Origin of the sequence: Pseudomonas sp. BLCC-B112 (assembly GCF_028550695.1) — a bacterium.
GTDB classification, from domain to species: domain Bacteria; phylum Pseudomonadota; class Gammaproteobacteria; order Pseudomonadales; family Pseudomonadaceae; genus Aquipseudomonas; species Aquipseudomonas danubii.
Genome location: NZ_JAQQGK010000004.1, coordinates 488,214 through 510,297, shown reverse-complemented (window position 1 = coordinate 510,297; position 22,084 = coordinate 488,214). Strand labels below are relative to the sequence as shown.

Sequence of the window (22,084 nt, the reverse complement as noted above, 5' to 3'; positions counted from 1 at the left end):
GATTTAATAAATGGTAGTAAATGATTACGTCGGATCTATTTATTCTACGTGTTTCCTTGTAATACTTGGCGTTAAAGCTATTTCCCTAGCTTGTTATCAGCTCTAAATCGCTTTTGTAGTCGTCGTCAAAGTCTGTGTATTCACTTTTCTCGATGTGCTTGACGTAGGAGTCGCATAGTAATGGGAAGTTGTGCGTGGCGGCATAGACTACTACGAATATCGGGCTCATACCCATTGAGTTATATCTGCCTATCTTGTTTAGATGTTCATCAACTTTTTTTGTGTCAATGGAATTCCCAAGTCGAAAGCTTTCGAATAGGAAAATCGGCTTGCCCCTGCTATCCATTACCCAGCCATCAATCTCGCCGACTCCCATGCCGCTGGCTGAGCGCCCAGTACGTGACTGATCCAGCATCGTCCAGCTCAGAAAGCTCATGCGTTGGCATACGAGTGATATAAGCCAGTCATTAATCATGTCTTCCTCATCTAGCAGGATCGTGCTTGTAGATGTGGGTGCTGATTTTTTGCGCTGGATATTTCCGTTTCGTTTAAGTAATTCCAGGCCGATATGCTCCATCATATCGAAGAGGTATTCGTCAATGCCGGTTTTGGAATTCATAAAAATTTGACTCTGATCGTGCGCACTCATTCTTTAAATCGTGATCCATGCAAGACGGAGCCTGTCAAGAGATGAGTCGATCTCAATGCTTAAGTTTGGCAGCGGCTTAGGGAGTTCATGTAGTGGTCTACTAACCCCGGACACCTTTTTAGGCGAAGATAATCGCCACACAGAGGTGTTCAATGAGCAGGCAACGACGAACTTTCACGGACGCTGAAGTCGATTCGGCAGTTGGCCAAGCACTATCCTGTTCAACTGTTGTGTACGGTGTTCCAGTTACCTCAATCTTGTTATTACGCCCATCTGTCCTAGCGGCGCCGTATCGATGTTCGCCGAGTGAGTCTGCGCAACCGCATCAACGAACTGTTCAGCCAAAGCCGTAGCTCCGCCGGTAGCCGCAGTATCGTTGCCATGCTCCGGGACGAGGGCGTCGAGGTGGGACGATTTCAAGGCCAGAGGTTTGATGAAAGAACAAGGTTTGATCAGCAAGTAGTCTGGCTCGTACAAGAAAGCCATGGTTGAACGTCCTGATATTCCTAACTTACTCAATCGGCAGTTCGCCGTGGCAGCGTCGAACACGGTCTGGTGCAGTGACATCACCTATATCTGGGCACAGGGTCGATGGAGTTACCTGGCTGTCGTTCTGGACTTGTACAGCCGCAGAGTGGTGGGCTGGGCGATGCCCTTCAAGCCTGATGCCGATCAGGTCATCAAGGCGCTCGACAGGGCTTATGAAATGTGTGGCAGGCCAAGAGGCATACTGTTTAGCGATCAGGGAAGCCAATGCGGCAGCCGCAGTTTCAGATAGCGACTTTGGCGCTATCGGATGACTCAAAGCATGAGCAGGCGGGGAAACTGCTACGACAACTCACCGATGGAATAGCTGTTTCGTAGCGTGAAAACCGAATGGGTGCCAACGGTGGGCTACATGACAAACGCGCTGGCCGAGCAGGACATCGGTCGATACCACATTCAGCGGTACAACTGGACACGGCCACATCAGTAAAACGGTTTCGTGCCGCCAGCGATTGCTGAAGAAAAACTCAATTCTGTGTCCGAGAATTGTTGACCACTACACTTTAACGTTTGTTTCCACTTGACGTGATTAGTCCCGAACGCCTCTTGGGTCTTGCCGACACTTCCGGATTAGACATGATGCTTGGACTAGGATGATCTAATCACTTAACCAATGATCTAGCACCTGCCAAGGTTGGGGGATATGCTGATCCAGAACGATCACAAAAGGGTAGCTATCAGCACCTTCGAATCGTGTCTCTGGAACGGTTTCACGAAGTTCATCTGTCGACATGGCGTAGGAATGACCAATAGGGTTTTCCAGATCCTGTCGGTCGATCTCAACGAGTGCGGCCAAAGGGACTTTTACTTCCGCTGCGTCGGGTCGCAAGGCCCCCAGCATCCAGAAAGCTTCTCTACGATCTCGCTCGCGCAAAACTCAACGTTAGGCTGGCGCCAGCTCAAGCCAAGAAAAAATTTAACGTCATGTCCGGGATTGGTTGACCAATATATTACAAATGACCTTGCCGACATCAGTGCCATCCTCATTGTTAGGTAATGGGAGCTAGGTTGTGTACCTGTGATGCCACCACAGGTTAGCCTTCGGTATGGGCCAATAGTCTAGAGAAAGACACCCAGTTTATATGCTGGGTGCTTTCTTTGCATCTAAGATCACTTATTTATCTAGTGGCGTTTTTTATGAGCATTTTAATTGATTCGAAGGTCAGGTGTTGTATTAGACATTTATTAGGAAGATCCAGCTGTGATTTATAGCTCCCAAGGCGAGCCCCCAGCGCTAAAATTATATGATGAGCATCCATGCCTTTATAGAGAGTGGCACGTTTTTTATCAACTTTATTCAGAAAGGATTTTAGTCCTGCGTGATGAAGATTAGGTCGAGCAGTTACGAAAATGTTTATTATCGACCATGCTGCATCAGAAGCATTAACGAAAATTTCATCAGCGTAGTCCCTATGGAGAATAGACAGTATTTCTGTCAGGCCTCCGAGATACATGAACACTGTCGGAATGTCGGGTTGCGAGACTTCGGCTTCGTCAGAAATTGAAAACAGCGCTAATGCCGCACTTTCTACAGTGTTTCGAGCTTCCATCTCACACAGCGACCATTCAAAGTAAAAGCCTCGCTCAGGCGGGGCGCCGTCATAGTTTCGGAACAGTTCAAGTGCGTCATGCGGATTTCTCTCTTTTCGATAGAAACTAGCAAGCTTTGTGAGGAGCTTGTAGTTGCTTGTGTCTGTTTGGAGTAGGGCCTGTGACAATGATGTGGCTACAGTGTTCTTATTGTTTTCGAAGAAGAAGTCAGCCATCTTGAAGCGCCAAAACTCCAAATTTGCAACACGTTCAATCTTGGCTTTTGCCTCTGCGGCAAGTGCTAGGTCGATGAAAAGTGTGGCAGTATCAACTTCGAATTTTGTTTCTAAAACCTCAATGATCGCCTCGGCAATATATTTGTGCCGGGTGTAGATAGTTGTCGCCGTTCCGGTCGCTGCTGCTTCTTGTCCGAGCTTATTAATTACAACGGTTTTTAACTTGGATATCGTCATGCCCATTGCCGCGGCCAAGACATCATAGGTGAGCTTTTCGAAGCCTTCAGCGTGCATTGCAGCAATATAGGCTAGGGCGTCTCTGAGAGTTTTTCCTAAACTAACCTCGGCTTCATCTAGCCTGGAAAGCATTTCTCCAGCATGGTCAAGCAGCTTGCCATTGTGCCGACTAAGCAATAAGGCACCGAAGAAGGCACCAGAAGCACGCCGGGATTCCTGTTTGGCAAAGAAGCGCAGCTTGTCAACTCTGCTCGTGGTATCCAGGTTCGCCAAGCCGCCTTCACCAAGACCACGATCACCAAATGCCTCCCAAGCATGAATGATTTTTTCAGCGTCGGCCTTATTCAAATCCTTCAGAACGATTTCTTTATAGGTACAGGAGAAACCCCATGGAATGGTGTCAGCACTGTTGGAACGCCAGTCTGAGTCGCGGCAAGCCAGCAAAAAGTCGATTTTGCCAGTGTATCCAGCGAGGCCAGATTCGGCAAAACCTTGGATCTGCTTTGCAACTTGATCTGCTTCATCGACTACAATGAGCCAGTCATTATGCGTGTTCAACACTGGGAGAAGAGCATCCACGTCAAACGGACGCAAATTGTTCTTTCTGTACAGGATTCGCTTAGATGGATTCTGCTGAACTATCTCATAGCTGGCTTGCAGCAATGCCGTGGTTTTCCCTTCGCAGCCTGCCGCCAACAACGTACAAACACAAGGCAGGCCAGACGCTTTAGCGACTAGCTTATTGTAGGTGTTTACAATCTCATCAACGATTTCCCTTCTCGGGATGGATGTCGATATTGAAACTTCCCAGGTAGGGCTTGCACCGTCAAAAAAGTAAACAGCTAAGTTCTCAGGGATCGGCTTGGCGTACTTCCGTAAAAGCTCGAACTTAGTGATCTCCCAGCCACCAGGTGGCGTTATTTTTTTTGGGGATTGCATGACGGGAACAAATGGTTGCGGGAAATGAAAGTGCCACTCACTGTCGATTCTGTGCTCTTCTGGAAATCCATTCGAGTTAAGCTTCCAAGTTTGCTCATCGAAATCCCATGTGAATGGCTGGAGGGCAAGCGACTTGTTGGCTAGATCGGCTCGACCCCATAGGATACTGTTTTTCCACTGGCTGGCTTCACCTGCTTGAAATGAAGCGCCAGCCTGAATAGTCATAAAGGCTGAGCCATTTGCGTATTCTGGTTTGCCCCATACTTTATGCATATGGCCGTATAAATAAATAACATTGTGCCGTGCGAATAGAGTCTTTATCGGCTCCGCATGAGAAGGGGAGTACCAATCCAAAGGGTGATGTCCTAGCACGAACATAAGATCACAATTGGCATTTTGTTCCAGTGCATCTCTCACGATCGGGACGCCTGGGGTAAGTTTCCCTTTATCTTGCTCATCACGGCAAAGCCAAGAGGTGTTTATTCCGAGGATGCCAACTTTTTTATCACCTACATTCAATTCTTTACTGTAAACGCCCTCTTCTTGCTCAAATGCTGATAGCTCGTTGGCAAAAGGCGAAGTAATAAAGCCTCTAAGGCGTTCGATGATCCCGGCGCGATCTTTAAGAGACGGGGCTGTAGGCTCGAAATTTCCGTTGTCAAGTGATAGATGCTCATCACGGCCAAAATTTCGTTCAACGCCTCGTTGAACGTCGTGATTACCTGGAACCAAAAATATTTTTTCAATGAAGTCGTAGCCGAAATGCGCAAGCAGCGGATAAATCACGTGTTCATTAAACAGAATGTATTCGCTCGGTTGTCCTGAGTTCGCGATATCTCCAGTGATGAACACTAGATCGGGTGGGCCTTCTTTTGCACTCCGATTGATGACGTGCTCAATGAGCTTCCGAGTCACCAGTGGTTGTTGGTAAGTGCTGTCCGGCTTTTTACCAAAGTGAAAATCGGACAAATGAAGCCATTTCAATTCGCTCACGCACATCTCCTTTGCGTTGCATCAAGCATAAAAATGGGCACTTATACTCAATGTGAAGGCGAATTGCTATGACTGCTTAGGGTATTCTATTCAGGATCTGCTGGTGCTTGACTGGCTAATGAACAATCAACCTGTCGACGTTAGGGAAACTCCGACCGAGTTCCTGCACCTGTCGTCATTATGCGCTGCCGGATAATGCCTACCCTCTAAGCCCATGGGCAGCGAGGTTGCTCAGGAGGGATAATCTTCCAGCAGCACTACGATCTCTCAGATAGGCACCTTTGAATCGTGATTATGGATTGCCCGTCAAAGATCGTTTGTAAATTTCTCATTCATAAAGTCTTCGACGAAACCATGCACTTTCGGCGTCCCTGTATAAACTCCGGTCATGTAGATTGGATCGAAGGTGACGATGTCCCTGTCAGAGACATTTTTTTCCTGGAATGATCGAGTTGTTCCTGGAAAATCATATTTTACGAGCAGGAGTTGTCGCTGGTTGGCGGGAAGGTTCCAGTACTGATCAGTGTTGGCGATAGTGCCCTGATAGAGGAACCGAACACCGAAGTCGCGCAAGTGTCTTTTGTTTTTGGGTAGTGGGCCGAAGTCCATCAGTGTCAAGAGGACGGCCAGTACATCTTGAACTTGCATCCCAGTGTAGTGCCAGATTCTATTTTGGTTTGCATAGTTGAGAATGGCATAGAAATCTTTGATTGATGCGTACTTGATGATGCGGTCAAACTCTAACCAGTGGTGTTTCCAGCTGGCGAAGAAGGCTGTTTTGAGCTGTTGTGCGGCAGCGGGATTAGCAACGGCAGGATTCAGGGCTCGATATGCTTGAGCGTTGAAGTCTTTTAGCGGGCAGAATCGACTATTTCGCCGATGCGCAAAATTGGGGATTGTCTCGCTACTGTGCTCGGCACGCAGATATACACCTTGGTTGCATACGCTGCAAAGGGCATCTGGACGGTACCGTTTGTTACCAGACGAGTCGAGTGGCTTACCGAACGCCAGCTCGTAACCGCTCGCATTCAAAGGAATGTGGGTGTGCGGATGCAGTGCGATTCGCATGGGAACTCCTTGTAAAAGGAGTGAGTAAACCACCCGGTTGGCCCCTGTCGCAACCTAGGCGGTCAGGCTTGAGGGTCAGCCACACCTTGGCGGAGTCTCGGTGCTGGCCTTTCCGAGAGCGTAATAATGCTGGCAGAGGCTTGCACAGCACATGAGCGCCCCGACGGGCGTCTCTGTCGGAATGCATCCCATGAAAAATCGCTCACCTTTTGTTTTTTCAAGGCGATATACAGCGTACGATTCGGACTGGTCATGCTCGGCGTGGTGTAACTCTACTTCCCAGTTGCACCAGATTCGTAGGGTTTTGTTGTATTTAGCGATCGGGTCATGAGCTGGGCATGGCATCTGAATACTCCCCTTATATCCACTGAAAACTATCTCTCTTTAGTTTTCAGGGTGAGCTACAAGGGTTGCAATCGTTTTTTTCGGAAAAAACGGTGGTGTATATATACCTTTTCCAGAATGTCGGTATCGATCATGGATCGTTATAGTTGTGCAGGATGGGGTGTTAAGCGCTGCTTTTAGCAGGCGGGGGACAAACGGAATGTCGGATTGCATAGACATCAAGTGACTCTCGCCTGCATTAGTACACTGGCCCGCGAGTCCGAGCTCTGGCTCTCCAGCGTGGGAGGGGCGGTGCGTGAGGCCGTAGATGGAAACGATGGTAGTGGCTAGCAGCCTCCTGCCCTTACACTGGGCTTCCCTTTGACGCGTGTGGACTGTTTGTTCTATGAGTTTTCCATCCGACATCAAGCTGGCCATGCGGCAGTGCATTCTCAATCTGCTCTGGCCAAAGGACGACATCGTCAGTTTTTTTGGCAACCACAGCTGCACCAGGGCAGACATCAGCGCGTTAGGTGACTACAAGGCGCTGGCCCGCTCAGCGATCGTTGACGCGATGTTTGCTCACTTGAGCCGGAAGCCAGATGATGGTTTGGGTCAGTTCAGGGCCATGCTGCAAACGCTTGTCAACTGGACGCATTTTGACGAGTACTACTTTGACCGCCTGCAAAAGCTGGATCGTACGCAAGCCCAGAATGCGATCACCCACCTCAAGCAGCTGCAGGAGATCCGTGACCATAAAATCCATGAGGTCAGAAAAGAGCGGGAGCGGCGTGAGTCAGAAAATCGAACAGCCAAATCCACCCTGCCAGACCTGAAAAAGCAGTTCATTTCGCTGCTTCAAGGTGAGCAGACTGGAAGCAAGCGCGGCTACGCTTTGGAGCGCATTCTACATGAGGTCGCTCGCGTCTCTTCACTGGAGGTGACGGAGGCATTTCGAGAACGGGGTGAGCAGATTGACGGCGCCGTCAAATATGACGGGGAACATTACCTCATTGAGGCGAAATGGCAAGAAAAGGCAGCGGCCAACGAGTCGGTGTATCAGTTTGCGGCCAAGGTTGAAGGCAAAATGTATGGCCGTGGCCTGTTCATCTCGATCCACGGATTTAGCGAGCAGGTGGTTACCTCACTGATCGCTGGCAAAGCAATCAAGACGGTGTTTATCGACGGGGCCGATCTCATACTCGTATTGGAAGGATTGCTGACGTTCACACAGATGCTGGATTGCAAGATCAAGGCTGCTCAAACACGAGGCTTGATCTACGTCGACGCGATGACAGGAAAGGCGAAACTCTAGACAACCTGACTGACGCCTTAACGGTGGTCGCGGCATGTGCTTTGCCCCACTGCGAGCCTTCCACCATTGCAAAATGCTCTGAGCACTGGCGTCTCAGTCCCAAGCGCTCACTTTCAAGGCCGCCAATCGCGAGGGCGCCTTACTCAGGCGCCCGATGCAGGCCGTCCACCCACAAGCGCGGCGGTTATCTCTAGCGCTGAGTCAAGGGTGGTGTACCTTGAATAGTGGCACTCTGTTATCATTTTCGCCCGGCACATATGGATCGCATACAGCAGTGGGAGGCGCTTGCACGGGTGATGGATAACACAGACTCGAACATCGTTCATGAGGCAACGGCTGCGGCCCTGGGTTTTTACTACCAGAGTCAATTTGCACTACTGACCCTCCTTTCTCAGAGCTCTGATGATGCCGAGCATCATGCCGCAGTCGCGGTAGAGCGGCTCGACGATGTGGAGCTTAGGGCGAACGGACAAACGCTGCTCTATCAGTTGAAACATTCCATCCAAAAGTCCCCTCCACCCGTTACCCTCGCTTCCGTAGCGCTATGGAAGACGTTGCGTGTATGGATCGACGTACTGCCACTGGTATCGCTTGCGGACACAACATTCCACCTCGTATCTGTCGGAAAGGTACCGGATGATTCTCCCTTGATCACCTTGTGTGATCCGAAGAGTAATCGGCAGGCCCTGCTCAAGGCGATGACTGAGGAAGCAATGCGTGTTGTAGAGGAGCGTGCTGCTGCGGAGGCGGGGGGAGGCAAGCTACCACATGCAGCGCGTGCTGCTGGTTGTGAGGTGTTTCTCGCGCTTACCCCCACTGCCAGGCTGAGCCTGTTACGACGCATACTGATTCAGCATGACAGTGTCCCTATTGGGCGTATCCAGAGCGAAGTTGCCAAAAGGCTGCACATCATCCCCAAGGATCAACAAATGATAGTCGCCGGGCATCTGTTGGCCTGGTGGGATCAGCAAATCGTTTACTCCCTATGTGGCAACCGTGAACGGGTGATCCAGCGCAGCGAGATGCAGCAGTGCATTTCTTCGATCATCTCGCAGTTGGAGGACGAGCAGCTTATCGCCGACTTCGACATGGTGAGCCACCCTGATGACTACCATGCTGATGGCATGCTGTATCGACAAATCGGACTGGTTGGTGGCAAACCATCGGATATCGCCAAGGCAGTTCGTGAGGAGTGGCGAGCGAAGGAGCAGCGAGCAAAATGGATCGTTGATAACCCCGGCATGCGTTCGAAGATTGCCGGATATGACGCGAAACTCACTGAGCATTGGGCCGATCGCCATGTTGAAATGGTTGAGGATTGCGAGGAGCTTGATGAGCCCGAGGTGAGAGCTATGGGCTTGGAACTGCTGCGCTGGACGCACAGAGAGGCGCCGAGCCAAGTCGAGCCAATTGCGCCGAGTTGGAATGGTCACTACTACGTTCGCGGCACTTATCAGGTGTTGGCGATCGATCTCCAGGTTGGTTGGCACGCCGACTACCGCAAGCTCCTGGAGGAGTAAGCAATGGCTATTGCTCATGACATTTATGCCGAGACCAATCCGGCCTATTGCGCTGCGCTTTTGGCGACTTTCGTAGGGGCTTATCGTGGACGTGCCGACTACGACCCGGATATTTCGCTGTGCTACGCCGCGTTGCCCTTGGCGCTTTCTGGAGAGCTTGCGCCGACGTTCAATAGCACCGATCGCCGAACAGGCTTACTTGAATGGTTTCGCCGAAGCCCGGCGATCCAGATCCGACTCGCAGATCGCGTCAACGGCTCGCTGGATATCGTGACGGAGGCGATTCGCTTTGCCTGCTTTACCCATCTGTTGGCGATCGATACCGAGGGCCGGTTGATCCCCGGCGCCTCGACTCTCCCCAGATTGCTCCCCAAGCAGTTGAGCGAAAACACCCAACAAGTCTTCAAGAATATAGACCGCTTGGGCCATTGGTTTGCCTTGGCGGGATCAACAAGGACGGCATTCGACATGATGGGCCTGGAGCTATGAACCGCTGGAATATTTCGGACATTTTCTTTGTGGGCGAAGGGGGCCGTGTTCGCATACTCGACCTGAAACCGGGCCAGGTGAATATCATTACCGGTGCATCGGGTACCGGTAAATCGACGCTGATTAAAGCCATCGACTACTGCTTAGGTTCGAGCAAGTGCGAGCTTGCTGCTCACGTCAAACGTCACAGCGTTGCTGTGGGCGTAAAGTGGGTTATGGGCGACATGCAGATGATCACCGGACGTCTCATTCCACCTGTTGGCCAGGGCACGAGCACGCGGATGTTCGTGAGCAATGGGCGCAATCTCCCCATACCGCAATCCGTTGAGGCGTTTCAGGGGGCCACGACCCTTGAGGCGGGAAAAGGCTTTATCGAGCGTGCTTTCGGCATTGCCGGGTTACCCGATGCCCCCGATGATAGAACGGCGCGCAAATGGCGGCCTACCGTGCGCCACGCAACGGCTTATATGTTCGTCCCCAAGGACGTCATCTATAACGAGACCGCGTTGTTACACGGGCTAGATCAGGCCGATGAAGCGCCCGCCATCATCGAAACCATGCCTTACTTCTTGGGGGTGGTGAACCAGGACACGGTGCTACAAGAGAGACGCTTGCGTGATCTTCGAAAGAAGCTTGAGCGCGAAGAGCGCAAACTCAAGACTCGACAGGCAGCGGGCAGTGACTACAAAAAGTTCGCGATGCGATTGCTTATGGATGCCCATCGCAATGGCTTGGCTGACCTGCCTTCAGAAATGGCAACCGAATCTGAACTGCAGGCGGCTCTGACGCAGATCAAGCAGTCCAAGCCAAGTGCCGGTAAGAACCCGGAAGAATCAGAGCTGGCCAATCTTCATGCGCAGCGGCGGAACCTGCTTAGCGAGATCGAGAATGTTCGACGTAAGTCGCGCGCGACCCGTAAGACCCTTGAGGACATGAAGGCTTTCGAAGGAGCGGTACGTCGGCAGTATGAGAAGCTCAAGATTGCTGAGCACCTACAGCCCGTATCCTCTGCCTGCCCGCTGTGTGATACGCCCAGCGAGCGCGGTATCGAAATCTCTGAGGCCATCCACCGATCGATGAATATCGTGCGTTCGGAAACTATTGCTGTTGAGGATGTTCGACCGCGATTCGTCGAGCACGAGGATTCGTTGCAATTGGAGCTCTCGCGCTTGAACTTGACGCTCAATGGCGTCGACGAGCGCATCAAAACCTGGGTAAGACAGAGCGAAGAGGCTAAGCAGTTGGAGAGCCTTGCCCAGTACCGCGTGCTGCTGCTAGGTAAGGTTCATCAGTTCCTAGAGATGAATCCGACCACCCCCTTACCTGGCCCTGATCTAGATGTCCTACGTGAACAGATTCAGGGGCTGGAATCCCTAGTTGATAGCTCTGCCAAGCAAGTGCTGCTCGCGCGCGCGGAGCGCAAAGTTTCCCAGTACTTGTCCGAAGCATTTGCAGATTTGCCCACGGGACAACCGTGCATCGGTGCAGAGCTGGAGTTTTCGTCTAAGCCGCCGGATATCGCGATTATCGAGAAAGATTCTGGTGCCGTCTTGAGGCTACCGGATGCTGGCTCAGATGAGAATTACCTGGCCATTCACATCGCGCTTTCGTTCGCGCTTCAGAAGTATTTGGCCAAGGTAAACGCGCCAGTCCCTGCGTTCCTGGCCTTCGACCAGATCAGTCGCCCTTACTACCCGCAGCGTGGTGAGGATGAATCAGAGATTGGCGAAAACGAGGAAGTATCGGCCATGCGCCGGCATCTCGACTTCCTGTTCAACGCCACCGCCGCTCAGGAAGGCCTTCAGGTACTGCTCATCGAGCACGCGTTCTTCGGCGACGATCCACGCTACGTCGCAGCTACCCGTAAACGCTGGAACAAGCTTTCAGCGGACGCGCTCATACCGCTGGATTGGCCTAGGAGGAAAGATACTCAGTGAGGCGGGGTATTAAAGATACTGCCTTGTTGGGGGAGTAGTTTGAGGTCGTCCAGGTAGGCGTGCAATTTCTAAAGACCCTGGACGAACTTGAAATATTCCGTGAAGAGCGTGCGGTACACCAACGATAGTCAACATCGGGTATCGAAGAAGGCCTGGAATGCGCACTCCTGCAACGAAAGCGGATCGCTGGAATTTCTCAACTACAGCTTGGTGAGCCGTTCCATCAAGCAGCGTGCAAGCCTGGTCGTATTGCGCTCAGACTTTGCTTGATGCCCAGCAGCGTGATGTCATCGGGATTCGCCTGAGGTCGATGCTCTTTGCGGAATCAGTAGAGCCTGACGATTTCGAAGTACGACCACCTGATTCCGGATATTCAGCCCTCCACCCCCCCACCCCCCAAGAGGTGCAACAGATCGTGCTGTTCTTGGTGTCTTCAGGGTGAAATGCGCCGGCTATAGCGGCGCAAACCAATTATTGCCAAGGACGCTCGGACGTCTTTTGTCAGCACGGCTGATGTTGCTTTTGGGGGCGCTGCGGTTGAACTCATCATTTGCTCTGTTGTTTGTGCCGCGCGTACATGGCAGCGCTCCCCCCCGTCGTACCGCGTGCCTGAATTTCAAAGGCGTGCGGGTAACCCTTGATTAGATCGCTCAGCTTCTTGTAGCCGTGGGTGCGAGGATCAAACTCTGGCCGCAGCTTCGTGATATTTGCGCCAAGTGCGCCTAGGTGTGCCCATCCATCTTCGTCGGCGATGTCGTCCAGAATTTTCGCGATGAACCCGCCCGGCGCCTTTGGTTTTTTTGGTTGTGCCATCGCAACAGGTTTGAGCATGTCTGTGTGCGCGCTGAGGTCGGGAATTGGTTCTTCGTTAGCCTGCGCCAGGCTGTCCTCGCGAAGCAATTCGATGTAGACGAATTTGTCGCACGCCGCCACGAAAGGCTTCAGTGTTTTCTCTTCTCCGAAGCCATACACCGTGAGGCCTTCCTCGCGCAGGCGCGAGGCAAGGCGGGTGAAGTCGCTATCGCTGGACACTAGGCAAAATCCATCAAAGCGGCGGGTGTACAGCAAGTCCATGGCATCAATGATCAGCGAGCTGCCGGGGGTGAGCACTGAGATGAGCCTTCATGTGCTCGCCTACAACCTCAAACGAATGATGAGCATCTTTTAGGCGATCAGGGTGTGAACCAAGCCGCTTTGCCGTTCGTGAGCGACTGTTTGGGCCGCTGACGCGGCCCAAACGGCAATACGAACGCCTATGCAACAGATCAAGGAAATTCGCGCTTACGTGCGCTGATTCCACTGGCACCATCGCGACTTTCAGTTTGCAACGTATTTAGTGCGTTTTCACACAGCCTAGATCCATTGCGGACATCTATTATAGCTGGGGCCGCTTCGCGGCCCATCGCCGGCACTGACAACAGCGCTTTGGATCAGTGTCCGTTTGGGGGCAAAAGCAGCCTCAGGCTTTCGAGTCGATGTCATGGATTGGCTTTAGCACTATCGACCCATTGACCAACTCGATGCTCAACAACTCACCAAGACCAACGCCTATTGCCGAAAGGATTTCCGGTGGGAGATCGATGATGACGTCACCGCTACCGTCAGCTGAATCCTGGCAGACCACAGTCGTTTTCATTGAGTCACTCATTTAGATGCTAGCTCCAATCTCTACAGAAGTGAGTACGCGGTATCCTACGCCGCGAGTGCGCGTCTGGCAGCTTTAGATCGATTCTGTTGAAAAAGTCGGCTTCGAATTCCGCGCGAGAAAAGTACGCGCCTGGGATTGAAATCTGAATTTTGGCAGACAGTTCAGGACTCGGATTTCACGTAGCTGCGTGCACCTGAGGTGTTTTCATCCATCAATATTCGAGTGTTTCGGGAAGGCCAACTTTTTCAACACAATCGATCCATTGCGGCCATTCGCGAGAGCCACCAGAATCTGGTACAGGTTGGTGAGGTGACGCATGGCGACGATAGAAGTATCAGAAAAGGCCGACAGGAAGCTTTTCGAAGACGTGGCCCGGACTCTTGAGCAAGGGCTCGGCGGGTATCCTGCGCACACCCATCGAGCAAATTTTCCCTGTCCTCAACCTAGTGATCTTCATTCGGCTTCCAGTAGAAACCAAGTACGCGGCTAGTCATGCCAATGTGTTTGAACCGTTGAACGTGGGATTCCGAGCTCCCTGGCCGCTTCCGATTGATTCCTGCCCTCAGCTTTAAGCCGACGAATCTCAGCGACGGCTTGATGATCCCTGGGTTTTCCGCGAGGCCTTTTTACGATCACACCGTCTGAAATCTCGCTCTGCATCAGATCAATACCACCAGCAGCACGAAAAGCCTCGATCTGACTCGCCATTGATCCAATCACCTGCTCCGGCTCGACACCTCGCTGAAGGCTGTCACAGAGAGCCACGAAGGTTGGAAGATCGAATCCTAGTGTCTGCGCTACAGACGCGAGCTTATCTAGCGTCACGCCAGTGCCGGCTCGTTCGAGCTCGCCAATCGTTCTACGAGCAGCATGGTCAGACAGGTGGGCATAGCCTGCACCGTGCACATGACGTAGCGCTCGAAGCACGGCGGCAACTTCATTTTTCAGCGACATAAGTGCCCAAAAAGGCAGGATATGGCCACGTTTATGCGTGCCAAATAAACTACGTATATTGTAATTATTCGGCTATTCGCTTTAAGATTGCTGGCAGCACCATCACGGGGTGGCAGTGCGATGGACTTGGCGCCCCGCCCAGGCTGCACGTTGCGCCCATCCGTATGCGGTCATCAATAAACGAGTAAACCGACCATGAGAACAGATGAAAGCCCTCGTTCTGTCCGACCTATATCTTGAGTTCGAGCCTATCCAGCTGCCCTTGGTCGATGTCGATCTCGTCATCCTGGCCGGGGACATCCACAAAGGCACCAGAGGTGTGCATTGGGCGAGCGACATGTTCTCGGCCCCTGTGCTGTACGTTCCACAAGTCGCAGGGCACGAGAACAGCGATAGCCATCTGAGCGCGAGCTATACGAACAACTGGCACTCGTTAGTCGACCAAAGTAATTTTTGGATTTTTGGCCACACGCATCATTCAGTTGACGTCACGCTCGGTCGCTGCCGGCTCATCTCAAATTCTAGAGGTTACCCAGTTGAGCAGACCGGTTTTGATCGCTTGAAAATCATTGAATTTTGACCTGGTGCTGGAGATAGCGAAGTGTCTGCTTTTGAGGTTTTTCCCAGCTTGTCGACGCGGCTTGAAGCTGCTCAGGCGATTGGTTGGGGTGTGCTTGTCGACGGGTATCTCACTGATGCTGCAGTCGTCGGAGACGTGTACGCAGCGTCAATCTATTTTGACCACTCCCGGAGAATCCCGGACGGCACGACGGTGGTAACCCCACCGGTAAGATCGATTCGTCAAGACAGCGGCTTTACCCTCCTGCGCAGCCTGTGCGGAAAAGACCATTACGTTGTCGTCACCGAGTTCGGCGGGCTGTTGAATGAGACATCGGAAGTCTAAGAGTGATCTCTATTGACTTGTTAGCTACGGCGAGACTGAAAGGAACGCGCCGCTCTGTATATTAAGGAAAGTGCATGTCAGAACTAAAGAAAATGACCGTCATTGTAAAAAACTGCAATCGTCAAGCTTCTGCTGATCTTGACGCGCTTTATAATCGAGTCAGGCTCGAAGATGAGGGCGGGAAGACATTCTATCTCAAAGAAGTGGTAATGCTTAGATATCTAGAGCGGCACGGAGCTATCGTCGAGAATAAACCTAGAACTTGGTATTATAAGAACTTGTCGAAGAAATCCATTGTTTTGATAGCAATTGAAAAGCCAGACGGAAAAGTTGAGTATGATCTTGATGATATGCGACTAGTTGCAAAGTCCAGTATTCTAAAAGGCATCGTTTTCGGACTGGGATCAATACCAGGGGGGATTGTTGTTGCTACAGCAACTTATGGTATCGGCTTGCTATTGATTCCCATGGGAATTTGGTACGGCTATAGGAACGTTTTCAAGATTCCAACCATGCTGCGCCGCAAGACACTCGTTAGCGACCTGGCTGCTCACGGCGTTGTTGTTCGATAGCTGAAGCATGAATGAATTCAAGGTTTTCGGACGATGCGCCTTCCCCCCTGTCGATTGCTGGAGCGCTAGCCATCGTTGCTACCTGGCGCGATACGAGCACGTTTTGTCGATTGCGTTCAAGGTGTTCGGGAGTCGAAAGAAGGCGTTACGTTGGGTTGGAAGTAGTATGTCCGGACTGGGCGATCAGACACCCTGCCGGCTGTTGTTCACACCTATGGGATACACAAGTATCCATGACGAACTTATGCGGCTTGATCACGGCATACGAGCCTAATCCCATTTAGCCTGTCGTTGCGTTCTATCGAGTGAGAGGTCGCCATCCTAGAAGCTGTGCGATTCGTGGTCTTGTGTGCCGAGCCTCACTGCCACATTTTTCCGATATGGTTGTAAGTATCGGTTTGCTAGGGAAGATAGAGGCGGATTTTCTGCGGCCAAATTTGCGTCAGGCTGAAGCATTCATTTGGTTGGGAGAGCGAGGCTCGTAATAAAGCTTATTGCTATTAGAGCGCACATTCCAACTAACAGCGGGATTGATCCAAATCTCTCTAGAGCAAATGCTGCTGCTACAGGGCCTGCAGCCTGGGCGATCAGCATGGGGCGAGCCAACTGCCCCATACGTGTTCCGTAGCCATCCGCGCCGAATAGAGCCAAGGGTAATGTTCCGCGAGCAATGGTCAGAATTCCATTACCTGCTCCGTAAAGAGCCAAGGCCACGAAGGCCAGCCATGGTATGGCTGGTAGCAGCATCGCAATACTCACCCCGCATAGCAGGATGGCGATACGAGCCGACCAGGTAGGGTGCAGATTTCGGCCAATCGAAAACTCTGCAAGGCGTGCCACGACTTGAGAAGGCCCAATCATCATTCCAATGGCCAATGCTGTAGAAGTTGCGATGCCAAGCAATCTCAGCACATCAAGTAGATGGACTGAGACTGAAGAAATAACCAGCGATTGGAGTGTCAGCAGTGCTGCCAGCAGGATGAATATGCGATTGGCTAATTTGCTGGAATTTGGAATGGACGGGAGACTCGCGAGAGGAACAGGTTCAGCTTGGGGGGGGCTTTCTCGCTGGGAATTGTCAGAAGATGGATTGGTAGTCCAACTATCAGGTGCATTGCGGCTAAGGCAAAGCAGCTGTACCTCCAGCCGATCTGGTGCTCTAGGCCTGCGATCAGTGGCCAGCCTAAGGTGCTGGCAAACCCACCTAGTAAAGTAAGACCAGTCATCGAGGCACGTGCGTTGTCGCCAAGTAGTCGTCCGAGTGTCGAAAACGCTGCGTCATAAAGGCCAGCAGCCATGCCCATGCCGATCAGCGTCCATGCTAGGTAATAAACGGTTAAATTGTTTGCTAAGCCCATCAACAGCAGACCCATCGCCAAAAATACCGAGCTGGTTGCCAACACGGTACGTCCCCCACTTCGGTCGATCCATCGTCCCACCATGGGTGAGAAAGCTCCTGCGACCAGTAGTCCCCAGGACAGTCCAATCACTACGCTCGTACCAGCGTCGTCCTGGGCTGGATAATCTCATTCGTGTTCACAGGTCGGTCATCGGGGCTGTTGGCTTTACGGCGCTTCGAGAGGCCCTTGCTACGCAGCGCCCCAATGGCTTCCATCAGCTCGACGGTTGCTTGGAAATCCGTGAACCTTTGGCCTGGCATCTCGTACGCCATCTGCAGCAGAAGCTGATAATCGATGGGCATGCCCCTGCTTCAATCCGCGACCAGTGTTTTGCGGGAGACCTGGGGCTTTGATCTTGTCCCGGTGAGGCAACTAGTCGTCCATTGTGTCGAGACGATCCTGATTGTCATCGGTTGTGTCGGCTCTGCGCGTTGAACGTGCTTAGTCACCGAAGCCTTCAACGCTTTGGGCTCTGGCAACGTCACCTGCTGACCACGTCGCGATTTCTTCTTTGAAAATCCCGAGCGACTTAAACGGCATCGTCGATGCCGCGTCGATCATTCCCACGCGCTGATTCTCCCACCTGTCTTGGTCATCGACCTTCAGAAAATAGCTGTCGGCGAACTCGGAAAAAATGAGTTCGGCGGTCTCGTTGAGTTGCAGCTTGCTGCGGATGAGTGTGAGAGGGTAGTCAGACCCCTGAATCAAGCTTACGGCTTGGATGTACTTCTTGGGGCAAAGGGGCAGCTCATTTCTAGAGTCTGGCATTCACGGCCTCCTTTAGGCGTTGTAGCGGTAATTCTAACCAACACGGGGCACGAGGGCACTATTGAGGTTGCGTGCTAGGGCGGGGATTCACCAAGCTGCATTGGAGAGACTCCAGCGATCCGCTCTCGTTGCAGGTGTGCGCAGTGTGGGCATCATGGCCTTCGGCGGCGGTGTCAGGAATATGTGTTTGCCGGACGGTTACGAACGGCTTTAGGCCAGGCGTCGATGCCTCTCTCCTATTCCAACCTCGCAATGTCAGGCATCATCGAGCCAGCTCGCTATGGCGATCTACCCCCGGACTAAGTGAGACGGAGGGTAAGGATGAAGGACTCATTTTCAAGGCGTCACGGTTTCTTTCTGGTCGATGAAGCCGAAATCACCGTCCGGGAAGACGCACCGCAAGCGATGCAGGAGTACCTGATTCAATTGAGCTACGAATGTGGTCTCAAGCCCTCAGGCCTGCGCCAAATCATTTGCCAGACCTTGAAGGTTTTGCGACCGTCCGCTCACCCAGTGTGCGCAGACGTTCCCAGGCATCGCGTACCGCACACCATCATGATGACGTCGAGCCCTGAATTAACCTAGGGCCAGAGCGTTGATCGTAGCCGGGTAGTGCCAGTGGTCATTTCAGGAGTGGATGATGGATAAGGAACAATCGGCTACCAAGATAACTGCCCCCAAGCCGCAAGACTTTCTGCGAGCGAGACGTCCGGAGCAGTTCTCGGACTCTTTAAAGCTACAGGAGTCGACTATCGATCGCTCCATGCTGGAGTATCACTTCGAGACCCTGAACAACCGAAGCCAAGAGCTTGAGTTCGAGATATTCGTACGCAAGCTTTGTGAGCGAGAAATTTGCCCCAACCTGGTTGCCCAGACCGGCCCGACTGCGGGTGGGGACGGTAAAACCGATACCGAGACGTATCCTGTAGCCAGCCAAATCGCCTTTTTCTGGGGATTAAACGAGACCCCGGAGTCCGAGCGATGGGCATTCGGTGTCAGCACCCAGAAAGCTTGGAGGGCAAAATGCAGAAAGGACGTCGAGAGCATCATGTCGACAGGGCGTGGCTACGTTCAAATCTTCTGTGTCACCAGCCGTTTCATCAAGAACAGCTCCAGAGCAGAGCTTCAAGACGAGCTTTCCGAAAAGTATGGCGTCAAGGTCACAATCCTCGATCGTACTTGGCTGCTTGATAAAACACTGCAGCCCAAGAATCAGCAGCTTGCCATCGATCACCTAGGTCTTACAGGTAGCATTGAGAGCAAAATTCAGATCGGCCCATTCGACGCTGACAAGCAAATTCAGCTTACAGAGATCGAACGCCAGATCGAACAGATTGAAGATCCGGGCCATCTGACGCTATCCCAAGTCGATCTCTACACCAATCGGGCCATCATTTACAAAGAGCTGGAGCATGATGCCGTTGCTGTGGAGCACCAGTTCAATATTGCTGTGCGGACAGCGAAAAAGTTTGGTACCCAGAGACAGCATTTCGACGCCCTTTACCAGCTGACCTGGGCCGCGTACTGGTGGCTGGAAAATGCCGATCTCTTTGAGGAAACCTTTGAGAAAGCGCTCGGCGTGGCCCGAGAAACCGACAACGTTGAGGTGTGGGAAAAAGTCGTAACGTTGTTCAATCTGGTGGTCACCACTGATCGAGACGGTAAGTGCACCCTTGATATGGACTCCATTGAGGCCACCATTCGAGAGAAACTGAACTCGATAGCCGACAACGCGGACATGATAAGCGGCGCATTACAAGCCAAGACCTCTCTGGCGCTTCTGGATCTGCTGGTTGCCGAAAATGAGGAGCAAGCCAGTAACACCTTCCGGTCTTTGAGCGAAATCGCTGATAGTGCTCATAAGCTGATTGGCTACCCTATGGCTCGTCTCGTCAACTTGCTCGAAGAACTCGACGTGGCCTTTGGAGATCTCAAGGCCTACGAAGATCTCATGGATAAGCTCATTGATGATGCGGGTGAACGGGAAAATAGCCGGATAAAGGCAGATAAGTACCTGAGACGAGGAGCGCTGAGCAGCGATAAACAGGATTATTACAGGGCGATCAAGTGCTTCGGGTTATCCCTGTATGGGCTGTATAGCAGTGAAAGCAAGGCGGAAGTCTTCGCTGCCCTTTATATGTTGTCCCATGCATACGATAAGCAGGGCCTGCTGTGGGCTGCGCGAGGAGCAGCGCTGATGGCAGCTTATGTGGTCACCTCTGACGCGCTGAAGGAACAGCGAGGCAGTTCTAAGCAAGCTGCTATTTACCAACGACTCATGTGGATCGAAGGTCAACTAGGTCGTGTGAGTCAGTCTTTGACTTGGTACCACTTAGCTCAACTTGTCTCTCAAGCAGTGGATGAAAAGCTGTGGACAGAACATCAGAAAATGAATTATGAGGTTCTGATTGGTCAGCTATTTCTCAATGCTAATTTTTCAGACGTTGAAAGAATAGCCTGGCTGCCGGACAAGCTGAATCAGTTGGATCTAGGGCTCAGTGCAGATGCGCTATTGGTGTGCTTAGGCCATGAAGATAAAGCGGGGCCTGAGGGTGAGCCAATTGATTTTCACCTTATGAACATGTGGCGCAGTATCGATATGGGCGCTCCGGTGGCCCCGCTCAACCTTTATCTGGATCGCTGGACAACCATAAGCTCCTGTATCCTGGGTTGTAAGGTGTCTGTGTCCTTCCCGGTAAAATCTCCATGCATTGAGTTAGCGCAGCAATTGCTGGCTGTGCTGGAGAGCTTCTGCGCACCGATGATGGCAGATCATGCAACGGCTACAGTGCCCGCCGTGAACATTGATATCTTATTGGAAGATGAGGATGGCTTCATACTGCAGCACAGCTTCGACACCGCTGCGCAGGTGACCTCTGCTGAGATCCTCTGTTCGCCGTTCAGCATTGCCAGTTTGACCGATGAACAACGAGATACGATCAGGCAATTTTACAGTGAGTTCTGCCTTCACTTTGTGTCCATTATTTGCCCTCAGATAAGCTGGTCGAAAATCGAAGAGATGCTTCGAGACGACAAGGCTCTAGAACGAGCAGTGGTCTTCAATTGTAATATTGGATTGGATAGCTATTTCATGGGGCGTAATGCTGTCCTAGGCATCGAGTCTCATAAGGATACTGCCTTTGAATTTTACAAGCCAACTCGGCGCGTAACTTGGCATGAGCACCACAATGTAGAACCTATGGACTGGCCCTCTAAATCTGATGTGTCTGAGGAGCGCCCAAAACATCCGTTTCAGTTTTCAACAATGAAGCATAGAGAGCTTAAAGTTGTTTCCATCATCCAAGAAAGCCTGTGGAGTCAAGCCGGCTGGAGGGGGTTAGGCTTTCAGGCATGCGAAGGCGAAATTCCAGTGCTGATATTCGGCTTTAAGAATGCCGCTATCGGACATAAGATATTCGAGAACATCGCAAAAACTATCGGAGACAAAGATCCTAATAATGCTTTGCGCATTGTATTGATACGAGGGATTAGCAGGCAGAATCCTGCGCATTATCGCGTGGCTGTTACAAGTAATCTCGATCGAGCTGATGCTGGATCTTCGAAAGTCCAAACGGCACTTTCTAGGATACATACCATGACACCGAGTTCTTCTGAAAATATTGACAGATTTTTGAAAGACTACGAAGTTCATAAGAAGTGTCATGTTGCTACGCTGAATGCCAAAGGGGAACTCGTTAGCCATCTAATAACTTCTGGCGTCGTTGTCATGCATGCCTGGGAGATCGATGAAAACGACCAGGAGATTTCGGCGATCAAGCCTGACGACGATATCTTTGTTCCGGCAGGCGTGGAAAATCCTCCAACCAGCCGTGCGCTGGCGAAGCTTCGTTCATTTGAAGCCAGGTAGAGGTTAGTTGCGTATGAGGGTTGTCCTAGGAACGGCGCTGTTACGCCGAAAGCTATTCAGGTACAGAAAGGCGTAATAAAGCTTGAGGGTCGAAATGACTGGCGTAGCTTTCAACCTAGATTCAAGTTGTGAGTCCATTTTCGGATGCATTTAGCTCGGAGGGCTTACGGTGACGCGGGTTTGTGAG

Annotated in this window: 18 protein-coding genes and 2 pseudogenes; 11 read left to right on the top strand and 9 right to left on the bottom strand. The window is 51.7% G+C overall.

Annotated elements, in window-relative coordinates; genetic code table 11:
* Window positions 1–85 precede the first annotated feature (85 nt).
* Entirely contained in the window at window positions 86–649 is a 564-nt protein-coding gene (locus PQT43_RS13535) for a hypothetical protein (RefSeq protein ID WP_272754112.1), read from the bottom strand.
* 192 nt (window positions 650–841) lie between these two features.
* Between PQT43_RS13535 and PQT43_RS13530 the strand changes: the two are divergent.
* Window positions 842–1,622: pseudogene (locus PQT43_RS13530) on the top strand (IS3 family transposase); the annotation flags it as partial.
* Window positions 1,623–2,313: 691 nt separating this feature from the next.
* Here the strand turns inward: PQT43_RS13530 and PQT43_RS13525 are convergent.
* A complete protein-coding gene (locus PQT43_RS13525) occupies window positions 2,314–5,130 on the bottom strand; it encodes a metallophosphoesterase family protein (RefSeq protein WP_272754111.1) in 2,817 nt (938 codons plus the stop codon).
* Window positions 5,131–5,436: 306 nt separating this feature from the next.
* Window positions 5,437–6,198 (bottom strand): DUF7830 domain-containing protein, encoded by a 762-nt coding sequence (locus tag PQT43_RS13520; RefSeq protein WP_272754110.1) that lies wholly within the window; start codon window positions 6,196–6,198, stop codon window positions 5,437–5,439.
* A 730-nt stretch (window positions 6,199–6,928) separates the two neighbouring features.
* Here PQT43_RS13520 and PQT43_RS13515 point away from each other — a divergent pair.
* From PQT43_RS13515 to PQT43_RS13500, 4 genes are all read left to right on the top strand, one after another.
* On the top strand, window positions 6,929–7,837 hold the full coding sequence (locus tag PQT43_RS13515; protein ID WP_272754109.1) for a restriction endonuclease: 909 nt from the start codon (window positions 6,929–6,931) through the stop codon (window positions 7,835–7,837).
* 296 nt (window positions 7,838–8,133) lie between these two features.
* Window positions 8,134–9,357 (top strand): ABC-three component system protein, encoded by a 1,224-nt coding sequence (locus tag PQT43_RS13510; protein WP_272754108.1) that lies wholly within the window; start codon window positions 8,134–8,136, stop codon window positions 9,355–9,357.
* Between the two features lie 3 nt (window positions 9,358–9,360).
* Window positions 9,361–9,846: a three component ABC system middle component gene (locus tag PQT43_RS13505; protein ID WP_272754107.1), complete on the top strand. Its 486-nt coding sequence runs from the start codon at window positions 9,361–9,363 to the stop codon at window positions 9,844–9,846.
* A complete protein-coding gene (locus PQT43_RS13500) occupies window positions 9,843–11,783 on the top strand; it encodes a DUF3732 domain-containing protein (protein ID WP_272754106.1) in 1,941 nt (646 codons plus the stop codon). The genes PQT43_RS13505 and PQT43_RS13500 overlap by 4 nt, the downstream gene beginning before the upstream one ends.
* 546 nt (window positions 11,784–12,329) lie before the next feature.
* Here the strand turns inward: PQT43_RS13500 and PQT43_RS13495 are convergent.
* The 3 genes and pseudogenes from PQT43_RS13495 to PQT43_RS13485 all read right to left on the bottom strand — a co-directional run.
* Window positions 12,330–12,878 (bottom strand): annotated as a pseudogene (locus PQT43_RS13495) (NYN domain-containing protein); the annotation flags it as partial.
* A gap of 364 nt (window positions 12,879–13,242) precedes the next feature.
* Complete coding sequence (locus PQT43_RS13490; RefSeq protein ID WP_442962469.1) at window positions 13,243–13,419, bottom strand: AbrB/MazE/SpoVT family DNA-binding domain-containing protein; 177 nt, start codon at window positions 13,417–13,419, stop codon at window positions 13,243–13,245.
* 498 nt (window positions 13,420–13,917) lie between these two features.
* On the bottom strand, window positions 13,918–14,385 hold the full coding sequence (locus PQT43_RS13485) for a Cro/Cl family transcriptional regulator (RefSeq protein ID WP_272754104.1): 468 nt from the start codon (window positions 14,383–14,385) through the stop codon (window positions 13,918–13,920).
* A 205-nt stretch (window positions 14,386–14,590) separates the two neighbouring features.
* Between PQT43_RS13485 and PQT43_RS13480 the strand changes: the two genes are divergently transcribed.
* The 4 genes from PQT43_RS13480 to PQT43_RS31415 all read left to right on the top strand — a co-directional run bounded on the left by PQT43_RS13480 (window position 14,591) and on the right by PQT43_RS31415 (window position 16,135).
* Window positions 14,591–14,965 (top strand): hypothetical protein, encoded by a 375-nt coding sequence (locus PQT43_RS13480; RefSeq protein WP_272754103.1) that lies wholly within the window; start codon window positions 14,591–14,593, stop codon window positions 14,963–14,965.
* Window positions 14,966–14,986: 21 nt separating this feature from the next.
* Window positions 14,987–15,289 (top strand): hypothetical protein, encoded by a 303-nt coding sequence (locus tag PQT43_RS13475; protein ID WP_272754102.1) that lies wholly within the window; start codon window positions 14,987–14,989, stop codon window positions 15,287–15,289.
* 74 nt (window positions 15,290–15,363) lie between these two features.
* Window positions 15,364–15,861, top strand: a complete 498-nt coding sequence (locus PQT43_RS13470; protein WP_272754101.1) for a hypothetical protein — start codon at window positions 15,364–15,366, stop codon at window positions 15,859–15,861.
* A 7-nt stretch (window positions 15,862–15,868) separates the two neighbouring features.
* The gene (locus PQT43_RS31415; protein WP_442962468.1) at window positions 15,869–16,135 is read left to right on the top strand and encodes an antitoxin Xre/MbcA/ParS toxin-binding domain-containing protein; all 267 of its coding nucleotides are present in this window, start codon (window positions 15,869–15,871) and stop codon (window positions 16,133–16,135) included.
* Window positions 16,136–16,856: 721 nt separating this feature from the next.
* Here PQT43_RS31415 and PQT43_RS13465 read toward each other — a convergent pair.
* The 3 genes from PQT43_RS13465 to PQT43_RS13455 form a co-directional block, all read right to left on the bottom strand.
* The gene (locus PQT43_RS13465) at window positions 16,857–17,303 is read right to left on the bottom strand and encodes an MFS transporter (protein WP_272754100.1); all 447 of its coding nucleotides are present in this window, start codon (window positions 17,301–17,303) and stop codon (window positions 16,857–16,859) included.
* A gap of 47 nt (window positions 17,304–17,350) precedes the next feature.
* Window positions 17,351–17,563, bottom strand: coding sequence for a hypothetical protein (locus PQT43_RS13460; RefSeq protein ID WP_272754099.1), 213 nt, complete (start codon window positions 17,561–17,563; stop codon window positions 17,351–17,353).
* Between the two features lie 139 nt (window positions 17,564–17,702).
* Complete coding sequence (locus tag PQT43_RS13455; protein WP_272754098.1) at window positions 17,703–18,029, bottom strand: hypothetical protein; 327 nt, start codon at window positions 18,027–18,029, stop codon at window positions 17,703–17,705.
* A 321-nt stretch (window positions 18,030–18,350) separates the two neighbouring features.
* On the opposite strand from PQT43_RS13455, the gene PQT43_RS13450 reads away from it, so the two are divergent.
* Window positions 18,351–18,614, top strand: coding sequence for a hypothetical protein (locus PQT43_RS13450; protein WP_272754097.1), 264 nt, complete (start codon window positions 18,351–18,353; stop codon window positions 18,612–18,614).
* Between the two features lie 55 nt (window positions 18,615–18,669).
* On the top strand, window positions 18,670–21,897 hold the full coding sequence (locus PQT43_RS13445) for a hypothetical protein (RefSeq protein WP_272754096.1): 3,228 nt from the start codon (window positions 18,670–18,672) through the stop codon (window positions 21,895–21,897).
* Window positions 21,898–22,084 lie beyond the last annotated feature (187 nt).